The sequence below is a fragment of the Streptomyces formicae genome, from assembly GCF_002556545.1.
Classification (GTDB): Bacteria; Actinomycetota; Actinomycetes; order Streptomycetales; family Streptomycetaceae; genus Streptomyces; species Streptomyces formicae_A.
In genome coordinates this window covers 2,484,732-2,505,523 of the sequence record NZ_CP022685.1, presented here as the reverse complement: position 1 = coordinate 2,505,523, position 20,792 = coordinate 2,484,732, and the positions used below count along the sequence as shown (strand labels likewise).

The following is a 20,792-nucleotide window of genomic DNA, read 5'->3' as shown; positions in this document are numbered from 1 at the left end:
GCGCAGTGACGGTGTGTCAAAGATCTCCTCCGTGCCCTCTGAGGCCGGGCGGGGGCGCGGTCCTAAGGTGATCGGGTGAGCGAGCAGCAGAGGCACGCAGAGCGGCACGTCGTCATCGTCGGTGCGGGGATGGCCGGTGTGCAGACCGCCGTCGCCCTGCGCGAGCAAGGGTTCGCGGGAACGGTGACCCTGATCGGCGCGGAACCCCATCAGCCGTACGACAGGCCGCCGCTGTCCAAGGCGGTGCTGCTCGGCAAGGCGGAGGGCTCCGCGTTCGACATCGACTTCGAGGCGCTCGGCATCGCCCTCGACCTGGGCCGCGAGGTCACCGGGGTGCGCCCCGCCGACCACGAACTGGACACCGCCACGGGTCCCGTCGCCTACGACGTCCTGGTCCTCGCGACCGGCGCCGCCCCGGTCAGGCTGCCCGGCACCGAGGGCGTTCCCGGCGTCCACCTCCTGCGCACCCTCGACGACGCCGAGCGGCTGCGCCCCGTCCTCGCCGAGCAGCACGACGTCGTGGTCGTCGGCGCGGGCTGGATCGGCGCCGAGTTCGCCACCGCCGCGCGCGAGGCGGGCTGCGGGGTCACCGTGGTCGAGGCGGCGGAGCGGCCGCTCGCGGGCGCGCTGCCCGCCGAGGTCGCCGCTCCCATGGAGGGCTGGTACGCGGACTCCGGAGCCACGCTGCGCACCCACGCGCGCGTGGAGCGCGTCGAGCCCGGCGTCGTGGTCCTCTCCGACGGCACGCGGCTGCCCGCGGGCGCCGTGGTGGTCGGCATCGGCGCGCGCCCCGCGACCGACTGGCTCACCGACTCCGGCATCGAGCTCGGCGCCCACCGCGAGGTCCTGGCCGACGAGCGCCTGCGCACCTCCGCGCCCGACGTGTACGCGGTCGGCGACTGCGCCTCCTTCCCCTCGGGCAGGTACGGCCAACGCCTGCTCGTCCACCACTGGGACAACGCGCTCCAGGGCCCGCGCACGGTGGCGGCGAACATCGTCGGCGAGGACCCCGCCGCGTACGACCCCGTGCCGTACTTCTGGTCGGAGCAGTTCGGCCGCTTCGTGCAGTACGCCGGTCATCACGCGTCCGCCGACCAGCTGGTGTGGCGCGGTGACCCGACGACCGCGGCCTGGTCCGTGTGCTGGCTCCGCGAAGGCGCCCTGGTGGCGGTCCTGGCAGTGGGCCGCCCCCGCGACCTGGCCCAGGGCCGCAAACTCATCGAGGCATCAGCCCACCTGGACCCGACCCTGGCGGCGGACCCGTCGACCCCCCTGAAGAAGGCCCAGCTGTAGCCCCGCAAGGGGCGCGGGGAACTGCGCGCCCAGCCCCCACGACCCGCAGCCGAAAGCGACGCCCCAGGCAAGCCCTCGCCCCCGACCAGATGCGGCCCGGTTTCCGGCCCCCGGCCAGAGATGGCAGGCTTGACCACGTGACCGAGATTGACGCAAAGACCGATGCTCTCGTCCCCGCCTGGCTCCACCTCCCCGACATCGCCGAAATGCTCGATGTCGAGGTGACGCGTGTGCGCCAGCTGGTCAAGGAGGGCCAGCTGATCGCCGTACGCCGTGGTGAGAACCGCGCGCTCCAGGTGCCGGCCGCCTTCATCGACGGCGACAAGGTCGTCAAGGGCCTCGCCGGCACCCTGACGCTCCTGAGGGACGACGGTTTCTCCGACGAAGAGATGCTCGAGTGGCTCTTCACCGCCGACCCGACCCTGCCCGGCACCCCCGCGCAGGCCCTGAGCGAGAATCGCGGCACGGAGGTGAAGCGTCGAGCCCAGGCGCTTGCCGTCTGACCTGAACGAACCGTTCGACGCGGGGGCCGAGGGAGGTGCGCACCGCACCGCCCGCGGCCCCGTGCGCACCGAAACCGACAACGGGGGGACCTCTCCATGGCCACCAAGCCCGCGCCCGCACGGCTCGCCGACGCCCGGCTCTACCTGTGCGTGGACGCCCGCAAGCGCCAGGGAGACCTCCCGGAGTTCCTCGACGCCGTCCTCGCGGGCGGCGTCGACATCGTGCAGCTGCGCGACAAGGGCATGGAGGCGGGCGAGGAGCTGGAGCACCTCCAGGTCTTCCGCGACGCCTGCCGCAGGCACGGCAAGCTCCTCGCGGTGAACGACCGCGCTGACGTCGCGCACGCCATCGGCGCCGACGTGCTGCACCTGGGCCAGGGCGACCTGCCCGTCCCCGCCGCCCGCGCCATCCTCGGCGCCACCGGCGACGACGTGCTCGTGGGCCGCTCCACGCACGCCGAGTCCGAGGCCGCGGCGGCCGCCACGCAGGACGGCGTGGACTACTTCTGCACCGGGCCGTGCTGGCCCACGCCGACCAAGCCGGGGCGCCACGCCCCCGGGCTGGACCTGGTCAGGTACACGGCCTCGCTGGGCACGGACCGCCCGTGGTTCGCGATCGGCGGCATCGACGCGGGCAATCTCGACGAGGTGCTCGACGCGGGCGCCACCCGGGTCGTGGTGGTCCGCGCGATCACCGAGGCGGACGATCCCGGCGCGGCCGCCGCCGATCTCGCCAAGCGGCTGCGCGCACGAACGTCTGTGTGAGCAACAGCCCGGGAGTGTCCGATCCGTGGACAACAGCCCGGCAAAGCGGACAATTCGCGGATGCGTGGTTGGGGGACCGGCGCAGCCTGGCTAACCTGCGGGTATGGCCCTAGGCACAGCTTCGACCAGGACTGACCGTGCGCGCACGGTGCGCGACATGCTCGCGACCGGTAAGACGACGTTTTCCTTCGAGTTCTCCGCGCCGAAAACGCCGAAGGGCGAGCGGAACCTGTGGAACGCGCTGCGCCGGGTCGAGGCGGTCGCGCCTGACTTCGTCTCCGTGACGTACGGGGCGGGCGGCTCGACCCGCACGGGGACGGTCAAGGAGACCCAGCAGATCGTCGCCGACACGACGCTGACGCCGGTCGCCCATCTGACCGCGGTCGACCACTCCGTGGCCGAACTGCGCAACATCATCGGGCAGTACGCGGACGCGGGCATCAGGAACATGCTCGCGGTCCGCGGCGACCCGCCCGGCGACCCCCTCGGTGACTGGATCGCCCACCCCGAGGGCCTCACCTACGCCGCCGAACTGGTCGAACTCATCAAGGAGTCGGGCGACTTCTGCGTGGGCGTCGCGGCCTTCCCCGCGATGCACCCGCGCTCGCCCGACTGGGAGTCCGACACCCGCCACTTCATCGACAAGTGCCGGGCCGGGGCGGACTACGCGATCACCCAGATGTTCTTCGACCCGGAGGAGTACCTGCGGCTGCGCGACCGCGTCGAGGCCGCGGGCTGCCACACTCCGATCATCCCCGAGATGATGCCGGTCACCAACGTCCGCCAGCTCGAACGGCTGCCCCAGCTCAGCAACGCCGTGGTCCCGGCCGAGTTGAAAGAGCGCATCCTCTCGGTCAAAGACGATCCCGCCGCTGTACGCTCCATTGGCATCGAGTTCGCCACGGAGTTCTGCGCGCGGTTGCTGGCCGAAGGCGTGCCGGGACTGCACTTCATCACGCTCAACAACTCCACGGCGACGCTGGAGATCTACGAAAATCTGGGCCTGCACCACCAGGCCTGAACGGCCGTACCCCGGTACCCACGGGGAACAGCGGTAGGGGAGAGGGGCGTACATGGGCTGGGCGGTCCTCTACATCGCGTTCGGATTCGTCGCGCTGTGGCTGCTGGGCGAGGTGCTGTTGCAGTACAAGGCCAGGCTGCGCTGGCGGCTGCTGGCCTTCGTGGGCTTCCTCGGTGTCGTCCTCGGCGTGCTGATGCCGTCGGTGTGGGTGATCGGCCTCGGCGCCATTGCCTTCGCCACCGGCCAGACCTATGTGACGCTGTCGTTCCGCAAGGGCTTCTCCACCGGCTGGGCGCTCGGCGGCCAGCCGGGTCTCAGCAAGCGCCGCAGGGGTTCCTCGCGGGGCGCCGCCGCGCAGGGGGCGGAGGCCAAGGACCCGACACTCCAGGTCTCCGACCTGGAGTTCGAGGTACCGCCGCCGCCCGCACACGACCCCGGGGGACTCGGCGACCCCGGGATATACGAGCCGGAGCCGCTGCCGGACGACACCGGCCAGTACGGGGTGTACAGCGACGCGGCGTACGAGCGCCAGGCGGGCACGGACGGGGCCCACCAGGGCGACGGCTACGGGTACGACGCCGCGGCCTTCGCCGGGTACGACCAGCAGGCGTACGGGTACGACGAGACCGGGCAGCAGCAGTACGCCGCGTACTCCGACCCCTACATCGGCACGCAGACCTACGGCGCGGGGCAGGGCTACGACGCCTACGGCGACCAGCAGCAGTACGCGCCGTACGGCGGCGACACCTACGGCGGGCTCGGCGAGACCTACCAGGAGACGCCGCCCGGCGGGGTCTGGGTGCCGCAGCAGCGCAGCACCGACGACCCCTACGGCGGCGAACTCCCGCCGGAGCAGCCCTATCCGTACCAGGGCGGGAACACCGGCGGTTACGACAACTCCGGCTACAACGAGCAGCAGTACCGGTACTGAGCCCGGTCCCGGGGTGGCTCACTGCGAGCCGCGGAACTCCGGTCCCTCGACGATCAGACCGGCCACCAGCGTGCCCGACATGCCCGCGTGCGGCAGGCCGCCGCCGGGGTGGGACCAGCCGCCGACGGCGTAGAGCCCTTGCACGCGCGTGCTGTTGGCCGGGTGCAGGTGCCTGCCGTCGGCCGCGGCGAGCGTCGGGGCGGGCACCGCTCCGCCGTCGGCGCCGGTGGCCTCCGCGATGTCCGACGGGGTGCGGACCTCATGCCACAGGAGCCGCTCGCGCAGACCGGGCACGGCCCGCTCTGCGTGGGTGATCAGCTGCTCGGCACGCGCCGCGAAGACCTCTCGCGAGGCCCGGTCGTCGGCGGCGGCACGGTGCGCGGGCACCGTCGCGGTCAGGGTCACCGCCTCGTGCGCCCCGTCCGGCACCGCTGCCGGGTCGTCGGGACGCGTCACGGCGACCGTGGGCCGGTCCGCCATGGCGTCGCCGCCGCCGAACAGGGCCGCCAGCTCGGCGGCGCGGTCCGCCGCGTGCACCACGGTCCGATGCGGGGTGCCCTCGGGGCGGGATCCTGACAGGGCGAGCAGGACCGTCAGGCGGCTGGGCATGCCGGACCGGGCCGGTGCGTCGTCCGCCGCGCGCGGGTCCACGCCGGGCAGCAGCCCCTCCAGGGCGGCGGGGGCGACACCCGCGACGACGAAGTCCGCGTCGGTCACGCTGCCGTCCGCGAGCTCGACGCCCGCGGCCCGGCCGTCCTTCTCCACGATCCGCGTCACCGCGGCACCGAACTCGAACTCGACCCGGCGGGCCAGGCACCGCTCGTACACGGCCCGGGCCAGGGCGCGCATGCCGCCCGCCACCGACCAGACGCCGAAGGTCTGCTCCAGATACGGCAGGATCGCCGCGCTCGCCGGTGCCGTCCGCGGATCGAGGCCCGCCCCGAGCGCGAAGTGCTCAAGAAGGGCGCGCAGTCGGGCGTCGCCGCCCAGCTCGAACTCGGCGATCTCGCCGAGCGTGACCGCACGCCGCTCGCGGCGCAGCAGCCGCTTCCTGGCCACCGAGGGGTAGGGCTCGCGCTCGGCGAACACCTTCCAGTCCGCCCACAGCGGCTCTTCGAGGAGCGGGCGCCGGGTGCGGTCCCAGGCGTCCCGCGCGCGGTTCATGAAGGCCGCCCAGCGGGCGCCCGCGCCGTCCCCGAGCGCCGCGTCCAGGGCCTCTCCCACGCCCGCGCGTGAGGCGTTCGGCAGGTCGGCCGTGGTGCCGTCGGCGAAGACGTGGCGCGCGGCGGGCTCGACCTGGGAGAGCTCGACGCACTTCTCCAGGGGCTCCTTGCCGGTCTTGACGAACAAGTCGCGGTAGACCGCGGGGAGCTGGAGCAGCGCCGGTCCCGTGTCGAAGGCGAAGCCGTCCCGCTCGACGCGGCCGAGCGCGCCGCCGTACGTCCGCCCGCGTTCGTACACCACCACCCGGTGGCCCGCGACGGCCAGCCGGGCGGCGGCCGTCATCGCGCCTATCCCGGCGCCGATCACCACAATCCGTGCCATGCCAGGGACTGTATCGGCCGCCACTGACAGTCACGCCGGAGCCCCGGCCCGAGGCGGTCGTCAGGGCGGCGGCGGCCCGGTCCGGCCCGCGAGCAGCTTCTCCTCGCGCCGCTGCGCCCTGCGCCGCAGGAACCGCCGGATCCGCGAGACCAGGAAGAACAGCAGGACCAGGCCGATCAGCAGCAGCACGGCCGCGATGATCGCCGCCGCCTCCGGATAGAACATCGCGAAGGTGATGATCCCGCCGACCCCCAGGTCCTCGGCCGTGCTCATCACGAGGTTGCTGAACGGCTCGGGCGAGGTGTTGATCGCCATCCGCGTGCCGGTCTTCACGGCATGGCTGGCCAGGGCTGTCGACCCGCCCACCGCCCCCGCCGCCAGGTCCGGGAGAGACCCGCTCTGCCCCGCGAGCAGCGCGCCGACCACGGCGCCGGACACCGGTCTGATCACGGTGTGCACGGTGTCCCACACCGAGTCGACGTACGGGATCTTGTCGGCCACGGCCTCGCAGAGGAAGAGCACACCGGCGACGATCAGCACGTCGGGACGCTGGAGCGACTCGGGCACCTCGTCGGTGAGCCCGGTCGCGCCGAAGACGCCGAGCAGCAGGACCACGGCGTACGCGTTGATCCCGCTCGCCCAGCCGCTGGTGAACACCAGGGGGAGTACGGACACGGACGCGATCGTAACCAGTTGAGGATCCATCGGCCTGGGGTTGAGTGCCTGGGCCTGAGTATCCGTACCTAGTGAAGGAGATGAGTAGCTGCGCGGATAGGCCCCCACCTGCGAAGACGGAAGAGTGTGGGGCACGGAGAAGGGCGCAGCGCCGGTACCGCCGACACGGGGCGGCGGAACGGTGCGGCGCCCTTGGCCGCTCCTCCCGCCGAAAGGTGGGAGCGAGACACGGGGGTGACTCGGGGGACGACCACACGGGGGTCGCACGGGGGTCACGGGGGAACAAGAGAAGAGCACCGGCCCGGTGCCACCTGGAGAACCAGGAGGCACCGGGCCGGTGTCGTTCCCCGGAGGCGTCGAGGGGGCTTCGAGGGGCCGTGAGGGACCTACGCGCGCGTGCCGCTGACCCGGCCCTGGAGCAGCCGGGAGAGCGCCGCGTGCACATCGTCGAGCGAGCGCTCCGGCTGGAACGCCTGCCAGTCGAGGGCGGCCACGAGCACCATGCCGACGAGCGCGGCGGCCGTCAGCGGGATGTCGATCTCCTCGCTCAGCTCGCCGTTCTCGACGCCCGCCCGAAGGACGTCCTCGACCACCGCGACGGCCTGCTGCCTGACCACGAGGAGCGTGGACTGCCAGGCCCGGTTGGTCCGCCAGAGCTCGGCCACGTACAGCTGGGTGAAGGCCGGGTAGCGGTTGATGAAGACCAGACCGGCCCTGATCATCGCGTCCAGCGCGTCGACCTTGGTGCCGTCGTTCCTGTCGGCCTCGTCGGCCGCCTCCTTCAGGGAGGCGGTCAGCAGGCCGACGCCGTGCCGCAGCAGCTCTTCGAAGAGGACCGACTTGCTCGCGAAGTTGTAGTAGACCGTGCCCTTCGCGACCCCGGCCCGTTCGGCGATCTCGTCGACCGTCGTGGCCGAGAAGCCCTGTTCCGCGATGAGGGTGACGGCGGCCTCGTAGAGCTTCTGCCGGGTGGCCTCGCGGCGGGTGCTGCCTGCGCTGCTGTCCATGGCCCTGATTCTCACAGGTCTCGCCGGGCCGCCAGGACCCGCCGTGCTCACAGGCTCAGCTCCGGGTGCAGCCGGTCCAGGGTCCACACCTGCTTGCGGCGCGCGGAGAGCGCGGTGAGCGCCAGGGCGCCCAGGGTGAAGGCCGCGAGGACCGCACAGCCCTGCCAGACCGGGCCGAGGCCGCCGCCCGTGATGAGTCTCCGGAGAGCCTCGACGACGTAACTCATCGGCAAGAAGGGATGGATCGCGCTGAAGAAGCCGGGGCTCGTCTGCACCGGATACGTACCGCCCGCCGAGGTCAGCTGGAGCATCAGGACGGCGAGCACGAGGATCCGTCCCGCCGCTCCGAAGCGGGCGTTCAGCCACTGCACGATCGCCGCGAAGCACGCCGTCACCAGGCAGAGGAAGCCCACCGTCCCGGCCGCCCGCGCCATCTGGAGGCCGAGGCCCCAGTGCAGGACCGAGAGCAGCGCCGCCGTCTGGAGCACGCCGAGCGCCGCCACCGGGAGCCAGCCCGCGAGCGCGATGCGCCACGCGGAGGCGCCCGCGGCGAGCGCGCGCCGGTTGAGCGGCTGGATCAGCATGTACGCCACCATCGCGCCGACCCACAGGGACAGCGGGATGAAGTACGGCGCGAAGCCCGTGCCGTAGTTGGGCGCCTTGTGCATCGACTGGGAGGCCAGTTGCACGGGGTCGGCCATGACGTCGGTGCGCGCGTCACGGTCCTTCTTGTCGTAGTCGGGGATCTTCTTGACGCCGTCGTGCAGCCCGCCCGACAGCTCCGCGGAGCCGTCGGCCAGCTTGAACAGGCCGCCCTTGAGGTCGCTCGCGCCCGTCTCCAGCTTGCCGACGCCCGCGTCCAGGTCGCTGGCACCGGTCTGGGCGGTGCCGAGACCCGTGTGCAGCTTCGCGGCGCCCTTGGTGACCTTGCCCGCGCCCTTGTTGAGGTCGTTGATCTGGGTGACGGCCGATTCCAGGTCCTCGTCGAGGTGCGGCGCCCGGTCGGCGAGGCGCTGCGACTGCTTCTGCAGCGCGGCGAGGTTCTTGTCGAGCTGCTTGACGTCGCTGTTCTGGTCCTTGACCAGGGTGTCGAGGTCGTCCGCGATGGTCGAGACGTTCGCGGCGGCCGCCTTCACGTCCTTGAGCTTGGGGCAGAAGGGGGCGGCCACGGGCGCCTGCTCGCACTGCTCCGCGTAGAAGCGGTTGATGACCCGCTGACCGTCCTTGGCCCCCTTGGCGGCCTCCGGCGCGAGCCTGACCCAGTCGGCCAGGTTGCGGCGCATCGCCTTGGAGGAGTCGGCGGCGAGCTGTGCGCTGTCCCCGATGGTCTTGCCGTTGTCCTTCAGGAAGGGCCGCACCTGGTCCGCGGTGCCGTTCACCTTGTCGGCGAGCTTCTGTGTGCCGTCCGAGACCTTCTTGGCGCCGACCTCCAGATCGCCCGCGCCCTTGTGCAGCTTCTTGACGCCGCCTGCCAGGTCGCCGCTGCCGTCCTTGGCGTCCTTGAGGCCGTTCGCGAGGTCCTTGGAGCCCTTCTTCGCCTTGCCGATGCCGCCGTCGAGCTTCTCGGCGCCGTCGGCGGCCTTCTGCGTCGCGCCGTGGATGTCGGAGAACGAGACGAAGATCTTGTCGAGGAAGCCGCGGGACGCCTTCGTGGACGCGGCGGAGCGCACCTCGGAGAAGACCGTCCGGGAGATCTGCCCGACGATGTAGTTGTTGGCGTCGTTCGTACGGACCCGAAGGGCACCCGTCTCCGGAGAGTCCCCCGAACTGGACGCGATGCGCTTGCTGAAGTCCGACGGCATGGTCAGCGAGAGGTAGTACGTGCCGTCCTCGACGCCCTTGCGCGCCTCTTCGTCGCTCACCTCGTGCCAGTCGAAGGTCTTGCTGTCGCGCAGCTTCTCGACGATGTTGTCGCCCGCCGCGAGCTTCTTGCCCGCGGCGGACGCTCCCTTGTCGTCGTTGACGAGCGCCACGGGGATGCGGTCGAGGCGGCCGTAGGGGTCCCAGAAGGACCACAGGTACAGCGCGCCGTACAGCAGCGGCAGGAGCAGGAGCGCGACGAGCGCGGCGCGCGGCAGCTTCCCCCTGCCGAAGCGCCTGAGCTCAAGCGCGGCCAGCTTCGGCGAGCGCATCCGCCGTCTCCTTGTCGTCGTCGGTGCGTTCTTCGGTGCTGTTCCGGTCCGCGGCGTCCTGAGCGCCGGTGCGCACCACGACCGCGCCGTCGGGCGCCTCGCTGCACACGGCCACGACGGTCGTCCCGCTGTCGGCCAGGGACTTCAGCAGGGCCCACGCCTCGGCCCGTTCGGCGTCCGAGAGCTTCAGGTCGGTGTCGTCGACGCCGAGCACGCGCGGCCTGCCGATCAGGGCGAGGGCGATGGAGAGCCGCAGGGCTTCAAGGCGCTCCAGGTCGCGCACGGAGGTCCGCCGCCCCTTGGGGAGCTTCTCCATGTCGAGCCCGGCGGCGATCAGCGCGGTGTCGATCCGCAGCTTCGCCTCGTTCGCGCGCTCGGCGCGCGGCCGCAGGAGTCCCCGCAGCGAACCGCTGAACCGCCGCTCCAGGAGCGCCCGTTCGCGCAGGTGCTCGGCGACGGTCAGCGCGGGGTCGAGATCGGTGACGCCGGGCACGGGCCCGAGCCCGCTGATCCGGCGCACCCCGGCCAGTTGCTTGGGCAGCCGCAGGCGGCCGACGGACGCCCTGCCCTCGGTGGCGCGCATGCGTCCCGTCAGGGCCAGCAGCAGGCAGGTGCGGCCGGATCCCGAAGGGCCTTCCAGCGCGATCAGCGAGCCGGACTCCGCGTCGATGTCGATGCCTCGGAACGCCCAGCCGCGCGGGCCCTTGAGCCCGAACCCCTCGGCTGTGACGGCGGCTCCGCGCACGCCGTCGGTCGGACCGTCCACAGTTCCCCCCTGCCCCTCCTTTTGAACTGACTGGTCAGTTCAAAAATAAGCCCGAACCCTCGATCGAGGCAAAGCCGCAGGTCAGGGCCGATTGTCAGTGGCGTACTCCACGATGGGCACATACGGCCACTGCGCCGTCACACGACGACAGGAGGTTCGTCATGGCCAGGAGTTCCACAGCAGCCGCACACCGGCACAGCGCCGTCGGCCCTGTTTCCTCACTGACCGGCCCGGCGAGCGATGTCCACCCCGTCCTGCGCCGCGCGACCGCCCCGCCCGCCGCCCTCGAACTGCTCGCCCAGGCCCGCGCCGGACTCGACGAGGCCGCCCGCCTGGACACGTCGAACGAGCGCTATGCCACTGCCCACCTCGCCGCCCTGCGCACCGCGGCCGCCGTGCTCGCCGCCCGCGGCAGGCCGGAGACCACCCCACGCCGCAGGCAGCGCATCCGAAGCGCCTGGGAAGTGCTCCCCGAGATAGCCCCCGAACTGACCGAGTGGAGCGCCCTGTTCGCCTCCGGCGCCGCCCGCAGGGCCCGCGCGGAGGCGGGCATCCAGGGCGCGGCCACCGTCCGCGACGCCGACGACCTGCTCCGTGACGTCGCGATGTTCCTGCGCATCGTCGAGCGGATGCTGGTGCTGCAGCCCGTGCTGCCCCAGCCCAGGCAGGAGCCGCCGGACGTGGGCTGACCGGCGCGTGCGCGCCGCGGGACGGTGGCCGGGGCACCGGGCACCAGGCAATAAGGTGGGGGCAACCGAATCCCACGCGCCGAGGAGTCAACTGCCGTGTCGGACCCGATGCGCCCGCCCGCCTCTCACCACAGCCCGCAAGCGGCGTCGCAGCGCTCCGACCCCCCTCGTCCGCGCGCCTCGCTGCGGACCGCCGTGGTCTGGGACGTCCTGAAGGACGCCCTGGACCGTCGGGTCAAGGTCACGGGCCGGGAGTCCCGCACCGAGCTCGACGTGCTGGACACGGGAGGCGGCAGCGGCAACTTCGCGGTGCCGGTGGCCCTGCTCGGCCACCGCGTCACCGTCGTCGACCCCAGCCCGAACGCGCTCTTCGCCCTGGAGCGCAGGGCCGCCGAGGCGGGTGTCGCCGATCGCGTACGCGGCGTGCAGGGCGATGTCCTCGGCCTCTTCGACGTCGTCGAGCGCGGTGGCTTCGACGCCGTCCTGTGCCACGGCGTCCTGGAGTACGTCGACGACCCGGCCGAGGGCGTCCGCCTCGCCGTCGACGCGCTGCGCCCCTCCGGTGTGCTCAGCCTGCTCGGCGCGGGCCTCGGCGGCGCCGTGCTCGCGCGCGCCCTCGCCGGGCACTTCAAGGAGGCGCAGGCCGCCCTCACCGACCCGGCGGGACGCTGGGGCGTGGGCGACCCCGTGCCCCGGCGCTTCACCGCCGACCAGCTCACCGAGCTGGTCGAGGCGGCGGGCGTGCGCGTCGACGCGGTGCACGGGGTGCGGGTCTTCGCCGACCTGGTCCCCGGCGTCCTCGTGGACACCGAGCCGGGCGCCCTGGAGGCCCTCCTCGCGCTGGAGGCCGCCGCCGCCGAACTGCCCGCGTTCCACTCCGTGGCCACCCAGCTGCATGTGCTCGGTGAGGCGCGGGAGCCCGCCGAGGCATGAGGTGCGTGTGCGGCTGCCCCGCTGATCAGCGACGCAGCCGCACATGGAGTACGCCACAGGCCCCCCGAACGGGCTACCGGCGCCGTATGATCGAGGGACACCGTCCTGCATGACGGTTCGGCCGCTGGGGAATGCACGCTTCAGCGAGCCGGAGCGATGTGCAGGGTCCGGTTTGGCGAAGTTGGCGCAGAGGGGCGGGTTTCACGGGGGCGATTCCCTGCCTATCCTGAAGGGGACCCCCGGTCGCCCCGGCGACTGCACGATGAGGAGGACTCCGTGCCGCTCTCGGAGCACGAGCAGCGCATGCTCGAGCAAATGGAGCGAGCGCTGTACGCCGAAGATCCCAAGTTCGCGACAGCGCTTGAGGGAAGCGGGCTGCGTACGTACACCCGGAAGCGGGTCTACCAAGCGGTCGCGGGCTTCCTGGTGGGCATCGCCCTTCTCATGGCCGGAATGGTCGCCCAGCAGATCTGGATCAGCGTGGTGGGATTCCTCGTCATGCTGGGCTGCGCGGTGCTCGCCGTCACCGGTTGGCGCAAAGCGCCGAAGCCGGGCGAACAGCCTTCGGGCGCGGCCGCGGCGCAGGGTGGGGCACAGCCCCGTCGGGGGACCAGGCAGCGCCGCTCCGTGATGGACCGGATCGAGCAGCGCTGGCAGCGCCGCCGAGACGAGCAGGGAGGCCAGTGAGGCTGGCGCTTCCGCGCTGAGCCGAGGGTCCCGACCCGACATACATGTGTGAGGGGTGACCGCCCACGGGCGGTCACCCCTCACACATGTCTTCGTATCCCGCACCGCAGCCGTGACCGGCCCGCCCGGCCCTGGCAGCGGCACCCGACGGCGCCGGTCCCGGAGCGGGACCGGCGCCGACCAGTGCCTCAGCCCTGCTGCTCCGCCTGCGCCCGCCGCGACGGCCTGCGCTTCAGCAACGCCGCCGACCACGAGGCGAGACGCTCGCCGCAGCGCGTGCTGAACGCCGCCCAGCGGTCCGACGCCGCCCACACCACCCGAGCGGCCGAACGCGGCGCGAGCGTCGCCCGCAGCCTGGCGGACCGGTTCACCGAGGCCCGCAGCCCGTCGCGTACCCGTCGTACGTCATCGGAGAGGCCCGCGGGGAGCTGCGGCCGCGGAGCGTAGAGCACCTGCTCCACCGCGGCCGCCACCCGGTGCACGGCCTCCGCCGGAGCGCCGGACAGCTCCCCGATGCGGACGATCCGCGCCGCCGCCTTCCGGGGCGTCTGTGACTCGTCCGGCGGAATGCCGTGGTCCCAGGCCGTGTCGATCACCTCGAGCCAGGCGGCCAGGGTCCGCGCGGCCGCGTCCGCGTCGGTGCGCCCGGTGGCTCCCAGGCGGACGGCCCGCACCCTGGTCCGCCACAGCAGCGGCAGGAAGGGCACCGCGAGGAGCACCAGGGCCGCGAGCCCCACCCCCACGATCATCGCGAGAGGCGGTCCTTCACCGCCCGAACCGGCCACGACCTGCGGGGCCGCGCTCGAGCAGCCGCCCTGCTTGCGCTGGTCGGGCGGGCAGCTGTCGGACGCCGAGGGAGCCGTGGAGGGCTCGGCGGATGTGGAGGGCTCCGGGGTGTCCGGGTCGCTCGCGTCGCCGGACGGCCTGTCCGAGCGGGTGTAGTCGGGCACCGAGCCACGAGTCGGCGTCGGCTCGAAACGGGTCCAGCCCACGCCCTCGAAGTACAGCTCGGGCCAGGCGTGCGCGTCCCGCAGGCCGACCGACATCGAGCCGTCGGCCTGTGAGGACCCCGGCGTGAAGCCCACCGCGACGCGGGCCGGGATCCCCAGCGTCCGCGCCATCGACGCCATCGCGAACGAGAAGTGGACGCAGAAGCCTTCCTTCTGCTCCAGGAAGCGGCCGATCGCGGCGGGACCGCTGCCCGCCCGCACCTGGGTGTTGTACGTGAACCCGCCGTCCGAGGCGAAGTAGTCCTGGAGCTTGACCGCCTGCTCGTACGGATTGGCGGCGCCCTTGGTGACCTTGCGGGCCGTGTTCGCGACCACCCCGGGCAGCGAGTCGGGCACTTTGGTGAACTCGCGGGCCAGGTCCGGCGGGGGAGCGGGCGCGTCCGCGAGCTGCTCGGCCGTGGGCTCCACGATCAGGCTCTTGACCTTGTACTGCGCGCCGCTGGTGGTCTGGCCGCGGTCACCGACCAGGGCGCGGCCCACCGGCTCGAACCGCCAGCGGCCGTCGATCTCCACCTGGCTGGCGGGGAACGGCATGGGCAGCCAGTTCTGCGCGTAGCTCTCGGCGGCCGAGATGTTCGTCTGGACCTCGGTCCTGCGCACGTCGGGGTTGAGGCCCCGGGGGTCGGGAAGCGGTGTGGGCACGTCCTCGATGCTCCGGACGGTCGTCTTCCACGTCGTCCCGTCGAACTGGTCGAGCGAGACGATCCGCAGATACATCTCGTCGGTCTGCTCGGCGTTCGTCCGGTAGGAGATGACCTCGCGGTCCTCCGGCTGGTTCAGGCTGTCCTGGAGCGCGACCAGCGGATTGACGGCGGAGATCGTGCCGCCACCGCCCCGGCCGCCGACCCCGCCACCGCCCGGGCCGTCCAGGAGGCCGCCGTCGAGGGCGGGCAGGCCGAGCGGCACCACCAGGGCGATGCCCAGCGCGACGGCGCCGATGCGCCGCCCCGTGCGGATCGGCGCGATCGCTCCCGTATTGCTCTCCAGACCGCCGGAGACCCGTCCGGGTGCGCGCGCCGCGCCGCCGAAGACCCGGCCCCACTGGGAGAGCCGGTCGCGGCCCTCGGCCAGGAGCAGCAGCAGATAGCCCGCGGAAGCGAGCAGGAACCACAGCCATCCGGCGCCGTCTCCGGAGAGGCCCGCCGCGACCGAGTACAGCGCGAGCAGCGGGAGCCCGGCCGGGGCCGCCGTACGGAACGTCACCGCGAGCGCGTCCACCGCGAGGCCGATCACCAGGACGCCGCCGACCAGCATCAGCCGGATGCCGTCGCTGAGCGGCGCCGGGATCGCGTACCGCCCGACGTCCTCGCCGCCCGCCTGCAGCAGCACACCGAACCGCTGGAACACCTCGGGGCCGGGAAGCACTCCCGCGATCGCCTGCTCGCGGGCGAAGACCAGCGTGAGCAGCAGCAGCGTCACCAGTGCCTGCACGGCCACGGTGACCGGCCTGGCCAGCGGGATCCGCCGGGTCAGCGCGCCCACCCCGCTCTGCAGCGCGAGCAGGATCACCGCCTGTAGGTACCACGTCGCAGGATCGACGAGCGGCAGCAGCGCGCTCGATGCCATCAGCGTGGCCGCGGTGGCACACAGCGCGAGTCGCGTGCGTCCACTCATGACCGTCCCCCCACTGTCGTCGTTCTCCCACGCACCGGCGCGACGCCCGTGTGCGAGCCCGTCATCCCCAGCCCCCGGTGGTCGTGCCCGTCGCGGGCGCCGGGCCCGCGCTGGCGCGCGCGTGGTCCGCCTGGCGCCACAGGTCACCGAAGCCCGCCCCCGGCGGGACCAGCAGGGCCGTCCAGCCCGCCTCGCGCAGCATCCGCACGCGCGCGTCGCCCGCGCCGGACGGCTCACCGCCCGCTCCCCGCGCCCAGCCCTCGCTGTCCAGGACGAAGGCGACCGCCGAGCCGCTGCGCTGCCGCATCTTGGCGACCACCGTGGCCTGCTCCTCGTCGAGATCGCCCAGGAAGGCGACGAGGAGGCCCTCGTTCCCGCCGCGCAGCACGTCGTACGCCCGGGAGAGCCCGGTGCTCTCCGAGTGGTCGATCACCGCGAGGGTGTCCATCATCAGTCCTGCCGCGTCCGCCGACTCCTGGCTGGCGCCCGCGAAGCCGTCCGAGCCCTCGCCGGGCACGGAGGTGCCGGTGTCGGTCAACAGGCGCACCGAGAAGCCCCGTTCGAGCATGTGCACCAGGGCGGACGCGGTGCCCGACACCGCCCACTCGAAGGCCGAGTCGGGGCCCGCGCCGCGGAAGCCGACGCCCCGGGTGTCCAGGAGCACCGTGCAGCGGGCCCGCTGGGGCTGCTCCTCGCGGCGCACCATCAGCTCGCCGTAGCGCGCGGTGGAGCGCCAGTGCACCCGGCGCAGGTCGTCGCCGTGCCGGTAGCCGCGCGGGATGACGTCGTCCTCGCCGGCCAGCGCGAGCGAGCGGTTGCGCCCGTCTCCGTACCCCTTGGCCTCACCCGTCAGGCGCACCGGAGGCAGCGCCTCCACGCGTGGGATGACCGTCAGGGTGTCGTACGTCGAGAAGGAGCGCGTCAGTTCGCACATGCCGAACGGGTCGGTCAGACGCAGCTGCAAGGGGCCGAGCGGATAGCGTCCGCGCAGGTCGGAGCGGACGCGGTAGGACACCTCTCGGCGGCCGCCCGCCTCGACCCTGTCCAGCACGAAGCGGGGCCGGGGCCCCAGCACGTAGGGCACCCGGTCCTGGAGCATGAGCAGGCCCGTGGGCAGCCGCGAGACGTTGTCCATGCGCAGGTGGACGCGGGCCTCCGAGCCCGCGGGCACGCGCGCGGGGGAGAGCCTGCGGCTGCCCGCGACGCGGTAGCGGGTGCGGAAGAGCACGAGGGCGCAGACCAGCGGAAGGACCGCGAGCAGCAGCCCGACGCGCAGCAGATCGCTCTGGCCGAGTACGTAGGCACAGACGGCGGCGGCGATGCCGGCGGAGAGGAAGGAACGTCCGCGTGTGGTCAGGCCCGCGAGAGCCGTGCGCAGTCCGCCCTTCTCGTCCTCGGTGGCGGCAGACGGGCTCCCCCCGGCCGTCATCACAGCCTCCGTGCGCCGGGCGGCTGCTGACCGAAGTAGCCGTTGTTGGGCTGTGCGGCGGCGGGCACCGGGGTGCGCTGCAGGATCTCCAGGACGACCGATTCGGCCGTACGCCGGTTCAACTGGGCCTGCGCGGTGGGCAGCAGGCGGTGGGCGAGGACGGCGACGGCGAGCGCCTGCACGTCGTCGGGCAGCGCGAACTCCCGGCCGCTGAGCGCGGCGGAGGCCTTGGCGGCCCGCAGCAGGTGCAGCGTGGCGCGCGGCGAGGCCCCGAGTCTGAGCTCCGGGTGGTTGCGGGTGGCGGCGACCAGGTCCACCGCGTACCGCCGCACGGAGTCGGCGACGTGGACCGTGCGCACCGCGTCGATGAGCTTCACGATGTCGTGGGCGTGTGCCACCGGCTGGAGGTCGTCGAGGGGCGAGACGCCGCCGTGGACGTCCAGCATCTGCAGCTCGGCCTCCGGGCTGGGATAGCCGATCGAGACGCGCGCCATGAAGCGGTCGCGCTGCGCCTCGGGCAGGGGATAGGTCCCCTCCATCTCGACGGGGTTCTGCGTGGCCACCACCATGAAGGGACTGGGCAGTTCGTACGTCTGTCCGTCGATGGTGACCTGGCGCTCCTCCATGGACTCCAGGAGCGCGGACTGCGTCTTCGGAGACGCGCGGTTGATCTCGTCGCCGATCACGATCTGGGCGAAGATCGCGCCCGGTTTGAACTCGAAGTCCCTGCGCTGCTGGTCGAAGATCGACACACCGGTGATGTCCGAAGGCAGCAGGTCCGGCGTGAACTGGATGCGCCGGACCGAGCAGTCGATGGACCGTGCGAGCGCCTTGGCCAGCATGGTCTTGCCGACGCCCGGCACGTCCTCGATCAGCAGGTGCCCCTCGGCGAGCAGCACGGTCAGCGAAAGCCGTACGACCTCTGGCTTGCCCTCGATCACACCCTCCACCGACGCGCGCACACGCTCCGCGGTCGTGGTCAGATCAGTGAGGCTCGCTCGATCGTCATAGGTCGTCACCCGGCCCTCCTCGGCCCGTTCTCCGGGCCGTCGCTGCACGCGCGCGGCCCGGTCCACCCCGAATTACCCGGCACCTCGCGTGTGGTTCCGCGTGATGCCACCCCCGCATTGTTGTTGGGCATGGAGGGTCGTGTCACTCGCCTGTGGATAACTGGCGCCGATTTGTCGGGTCTTACGACCGTTTGTCAGTCACGCAGGGTCGACCTCTCGCAGCAGACCGGTCGTCACATCGAACACGAATCCGCGGATGTCGTCGGTGTGCAGGAGGAACGGCGAGGTCCGCACGCGCTGCATCGACTGCCGCACGTCCTGGTCGACGTCGCGGAAGGACTCCACCGCCCACGTCGGCCGCTGGCCGACCTCGTTCTCCAGGTCCTGGCGGAATTCCTCGGTGAGGGACTCCAGGCCGCAGCCGGTGTGGTGGATGAGGACGACGCTGCGGGTCCCGAGGGCGCGCTGGCTGATGGTCAGGGAGCGGATGACGTCGTCGGTGACCACGCCGCCCGCGTTGCGGATCGTGTGACAGTCGCCCAGCTCGAGGCCGAGCGCGTCGTGCAGGTCGAGGCGGGCGTCCATGCAGGCGACCACGGCGACGTGCAGCACGGGCCTGGCGTCCATGCCGGGATCGGTGAACCCGGCGGCGTACCTCTCGTTCGCTTCGACCAGACGGTCGGTGACGGAACCGACGACTATGTCGCCGATCGGCTCTACGGGGGTGTTGCCCGAAGGAGATGCGGAAGTCGACATACCTATGACGTTAATGCGGGCTGATCGACTGAGCCCGCTGTGAGAAGGGACAAAGAACGTCAAAGACTCTTGTTGTGAGGTAACCCACAGGGGGTCACGCGACTTCGGCCGAACGGGTGAGCGTGCCGGATTCGCTCCCCGCTCCGACCCCCGCTCCGACCCTCGCCCCGACCCCCGTCCCGACCCCGCCCGGACCCGCGCGGCGACGCGCAGGCCGGTTGATTGACCGGGAGACACGGTGGACTAAAGTGACGCGAAGCGGGAGGCGTGACCAGCTCCCTGCTGGACTGAACATCACGGGGATTCCGTGGAATCCCCCCACGTGCGCGGCGCGTACGTACGGCTCGGCCTCCTCCCGCTCCCGGTCGGCTGACGCCACTTCCCCGGCGCCAGCGGTCCGTTCCCCTTCACGGAGCGGGCGGGGACCCGGCAGTGCGTGCGAACGCCGCGCCGGACCTGAGAGGGCCCCTTGAGCGACAACAGCCGACACGTCCCGGTGATGCTCCAGCGGTGCCTGGACATGTTGGCCCCCGCGCTCGCCGAGCCCGGAGCGGTCGTCGTCGACTGCACCCTCGGCCTCGGCGGCCACAGCGAGGCCCTCCTCGCCACCTTCCCCTCGGCCCGCCTCATCGCCCTGGACCGCGACAAGGAAGCGCTGCGCCTGTCCGGCGAGCGCCTCGCGCCCTACGGCGACCGGGCCACGCTGGTGCACGCGGTCTACGACGAACTCCCCGACGTGCTGAAGCGCCTGGACGTCCCGCGCGTGCAGGGCGTCCTCTTCGACCTCGGCGTCTCCTCCATGCAACTCGACGAGGCGGACCGGGGATTCGCGTACGCCCAGGACGCGCCCCTGGACATGCGCATGGACCAGACGACCGGCATCAGCGCCGCCGAGGTACTCAACACCTACGCCCCGGGCGAACTGGTGCGGATCCTGCGGCAGTACGGCGAGGAGAAGCAGGCCAAGCGCATCGTGAGCGCCGTCGTGCGCGAGCGCGACAAGGAGCCGTTCAGCAACAGCGCGCGTCTGGTCGACCTCATCCGCGACTCCCTGCCACAGGCCGCCAAGCGCACCGGCGGCAACCCGGCCAAGCGCACCTTCCAAGCCCTGCGCATCGAGGTCAACGGCGAACTGAGCGTCCTGGAGCAGGCCATTCCGTCGGCCGTGAAGGCCCTCGCCGTCGGCGGCAGGATCGCCGTCCTGTCGTACCACTCCCTCGAGGACCGTCTGGTCAAGCAGGTCTTCGCGGCCGGTGCCGCGAACACGGCGCCGCCCGGACTGCCCGTCGTCCCCGAGCGCTACCAGCCGCGCCTCAAGCTCCTCACCCGAGGCGCCGAACTTCCCACCGAGGAAGAGGTCGCGGAGAACCGCAGAGCCGCCCCCGCGCGGCTGCGCGGCGCCCAGCGCGTCCGCGAGGACGTCGGGTGAGCCGGGCGCCGCGACCAGGCCCCACGAGCAGAGTCCGCTGACCAGAGTCCGCGAGGAGGCTCCATGAGCAAGAAGCCCGAGCTGCGGGGGAGGGCCGCCCGCCTCGCGCGGCTGCTGCCCCAGGGCCCCAGCCAGGCCGCGCGCACCCCCTTCGTGCTTCTTGTCGTCCTGCTCCTCGGCGGCGGACTGATCACCCTCCTCATCCTGAACTCCTCGCTGAACGAGGGCTCCTTCCAGCTGAGCGAGCTCAAGAAGGAGACCAAGGACCTCACCGAGGAGGAGCAGGAGCTCCAGCGCGACGTGGACGGCTACGCCGAACCGGACGCCCTCCAGCGCCGCGCCCGCGAGCTCGGCATGGTCCCCGGCGGCGACCCGGCCTTCCTCGACCCCGACGGAACCGTGCGCGGCATCCCCGGCGCCGCCGCCCTGCCCTCCGGGCTGCACCGCTCCGATCCGCGCCCGCAGGAGGTGGCATCGCCGCCCGCCTCGGTCTCGGTGCCGCCCGCCCCGCCCCGGTCCCCGACCCCGTCCGCGCCGTCGGCGGCGCCCCAGCAGGCCACGCAGTCCGGCCCCACGACGACATCCGGCAGGTGACCA

General features: G+C 72.4%; 19 protein-coding genes. 10 read left to right on the top strand and 9 right to left on the bottom strand.

Going from position 1 to position 20,792, the window contains the following annotated elements; translation table 11 throughout:
* Window positions 1-129: 129 nt before the first annotated feature.
* The 5 genes from KY5_RS10525 to KY5_RS10505 all read left to right on the top strand — a co-directional run bounded on the left by KY5_RS10525 (window position 130) and on the right by KY5_RS10505 (window position 4,513).
* Window positions 130-1,293, top strand: a complete 1,164-nt coding sequence (locus KY5_RS10525; RefSeq protein WP_234363161.1) for an NAD(P)/FAD-dependent oxidoreductase — start codon at window positions 130-132, stop codon at window positions 1,291-1,293.
* Between the two features lie 137 nt (window positions 1,294-1,430).
* Window positions 1,431-1,796 (top strand): Rv2175c family DNA-binding protein, encoded by a 366-nt coding sequence (locus KY5_RS10520; RefSeq protein ID WP_098241983.1) that lies wholly within the window; start codon window positions 1,431-1,433, stop codon window positions 1,794-1,796.
* A gap of 96 nt (window positions 1,797-1,892) precedes the next feature.
* A complete protein-coding gene (gene thiE, locus KY5_RS10515; protein ID WP_098241982.1) occupies window positions 1,893-2,561 on the top strand; it encodes a thiamine phosphate synthase in 669 nt (222 codons plus the stop codon).
* 103 nt (window positions 2,562-2,664) lie between these two features.
* Window positions 2,665-3,582, top strand: coding sequence for a methylenetetrahydrofolate reductase [NAD(P)H] (metF, locus tag KY5_RS10510; RefSeq protein ID WP_098241981.1), 918 nt, complete (start codon window positions 2,665-2,667; stop codon window positions 3,580-3,582).
* A gap of 52 nt (window positions 3,583-3,634) precedes the next feature.
* Window positions 3,635-4,513 carry a hypothetical protein gene (locus tag KY5_RS10505; RefSeq protein WP_098241980.1) on the top strand — a complete coding sequence of 293 codons (879 nt, stop codon included), beginning with the start codon at window positions 3,635-3,637 and terminating at the stop codon, window positions 4,511-4,513.
* A gap of 18 nt (window positions 4,514-4,531) precedes the next feature.
* On the opposite strand, the gene KY5_RS10500 is transcribed toward KY5_RS10505, so the two are convergent.
* From KY5_RS10500 to KY5_RS10480, 5 genes are all read right to left on the bottom strand, one after another.
* The gene (locus KY5_RS10500; RefSeq protein ID WP_098241979.1) at window positions 4,532-6,058 is read right to left on the bottom strand and encodes a phytoene desaturase family protein; all 1,527 of its coding nucleotides are present in this window, start codon (window positions 6,056-6,058) and stop codon (window positions 4,532-4,534) included.
* Between the two features lie 60 nt (window positions 6,059-6,118).
* On the bottom strand, window positions 6,119-6,733 hold the full coding sequence (locus tag KY5_RS10495) for a DUF4126 domain-containing protein (protein ID WP_098247163.1): 615 nt from the start codon (window positions 6,731-6,733) through the stop codon (window positions 6,119-6,121).
* 386 nt (window positions 6,734-7,119) lie between these two features.
* On the bottom strand, window positions 7,120-7,740 hold the full coding sequence (locus KY5_RS10490) for a TetR/AcrR family transcriptional regulator (protein ID WP_098241978.1): 621 nt from the start codon (window positions 7,738-7,740) through the stop codon (window positions 7,120-7,122).
* Between the two features lie 47 nt (window positions 7,741-7,787).
* Window positions 7,788-9,872, bottom strand: coding sequence for a YhgE/Pip family protein (locus KY5_RS10485; RefSeq protein ID WP_098241977.1), 2,085 nt, complete (start codon window positions 9,870-9,872; stop codon window positions 7,788-7,790).
* Window positions 9,844-10,638, bottom strand: coding sequence for an ATP-binding cassette domain-containing protein (locus KY5_RS10480; RefSeq protein ID WP_098241976.1), 795 nt, complete (start codon window positions 10,636-10,638; stop codon window positions 9,844-9,846). Before KY5_RS10480 ends, KY5_RS10485 begins: the two co-directional genes overlap by 29 nt.
* A 161-nt stretch (window positions 10,639-10,799) precedes the next feature.
* Here KY5_RS10480 and KY5_RS10475 point away from each other — a divergent pair, with 161 nt between their 5' ends.
* From KY5_RS10475 to KY5_RS10465, 3 genes are all read left to right on the top strand, one after another.
* Window positions 10,800-11,327, top strand: a complete 528-nt coding sequence (locus tag KY5_RS10475; protein ID WP_098241975.1) for an SAV_6107 family HEPN domain-containing protein — start codon at window positions 10,800-10,802, stop codon at window positions 11,325-11,327.
* 96 nt (window positions 11,328-11,423) lie between these two features.
* Window positions 11,424-12,260: a methyltransferase gene (locus KY5_RS10470; protein ID WP_199843014.1), complete on the top strand. Its 837-nt coding sequence runs from the start codon at window positions 11,424-11,426 to the stop codon at window positions 12,258-12,260.
* Window positions 12,261-12,536: 276 nt separating this feature from the next.
* Complete coding sequence (locus KY5_RS10465) at window positions 12,537-12,947, top strand: DUF3040 domain-containing protein (RefSeq protein WP_098241974.1); 411 nt, start codon at window positions 12,537-12,539, stop codon at window positions 12,945-12,947.
* Between the two features lie 188 nt (window positions 12,948-13,135).
* On the opposite strand, the gene KY5_RS10460 is transcribed toward KY5_RS10465, so the two are convergent.
* From KY5_RS10460 to KY5_RS10445, 4 genes are all read right to left on the bottom strand, one after another.
* Window positions 13,136-15,571, bottom strand: a complete 2,436-nt coding sequence (locus KY5_RS10460; protein WP_098241973.1) for a transglutaminase TgpA family protein — start codon at window positions 15,569-15,571, stop codon at window positions 13,136-13,138.
* 61 nt (window positions 15,572-15,632) lie between these two features.
* Entirely contained in the window at window positions 15,633-17,000 is a 1,368-nt protein-coding gene (locus tag KY5_RS10455; protein ID WP_098241972.1) for a DUF58 domain-containing protein, read from the bottom strand.
* Window positions 17,000-18,019: an AAA family ATPase gene (locus KY5_RS10450; RefSeq protein ID WP_098241971.1), complete on the bottom strand. Its 1,020-nt coding sequence runs from the start codon at window positions 18,017-18,019 to the stop codon at window positions 17,000-17,002. The genes KY5_RS10455 and KY5_RS10450 overlap by 1 nt, the downstream gene beginning before the upstream one ends.
* Window positions 18,020-18,208: 189 nt before the next feature.
* Window positions 18,209-18,766, bottom strand: a complete 558-nt coding sequence (locus KY5_RS10445; RefSeq protein ID WP_098241970.1) for a beta-class carbonic anhydrase — start codon at window positions 18,764-18,766, stop codon at window positions 18,209-18,211.
* A gap of 469 nt (window positions 18,767-19,235) precedes the next feature.
* Here KY5_RS10445 and rsmH point away from each other — a divergent pair, with 469 nt between their 5' ends.
* Both rsmH and KY5_RS10435 read left to right on the top strand, forming a co-directional pair.
* Window positions 19,236-20,195 (top strand): 16S rRNA (cytosine(1402)-N(4))-methyltransferase RsmH, encoded by a 960-nt coding sequence (gene rsmH / locus KY5_RS10440; protein ID WP_098241969.1) that lies wholly within the window; start codon window positions 19,236-19,238, stop codon window positions 20,193-20,195.
* 63 nt (window positions 20,196-20,258) lie between these two features.
* A complete protein-coding gene (locus KY5_RS10435) occupies window positions 20,259-20,789 on the top strand; it encodes an FtsB family cell division protein (protein ID WP_098241968.1) in 531 nt (176 codons plus the stop codon).
* Window positions 20,790-20,792 lie beyond the last annotated feature (3 nt).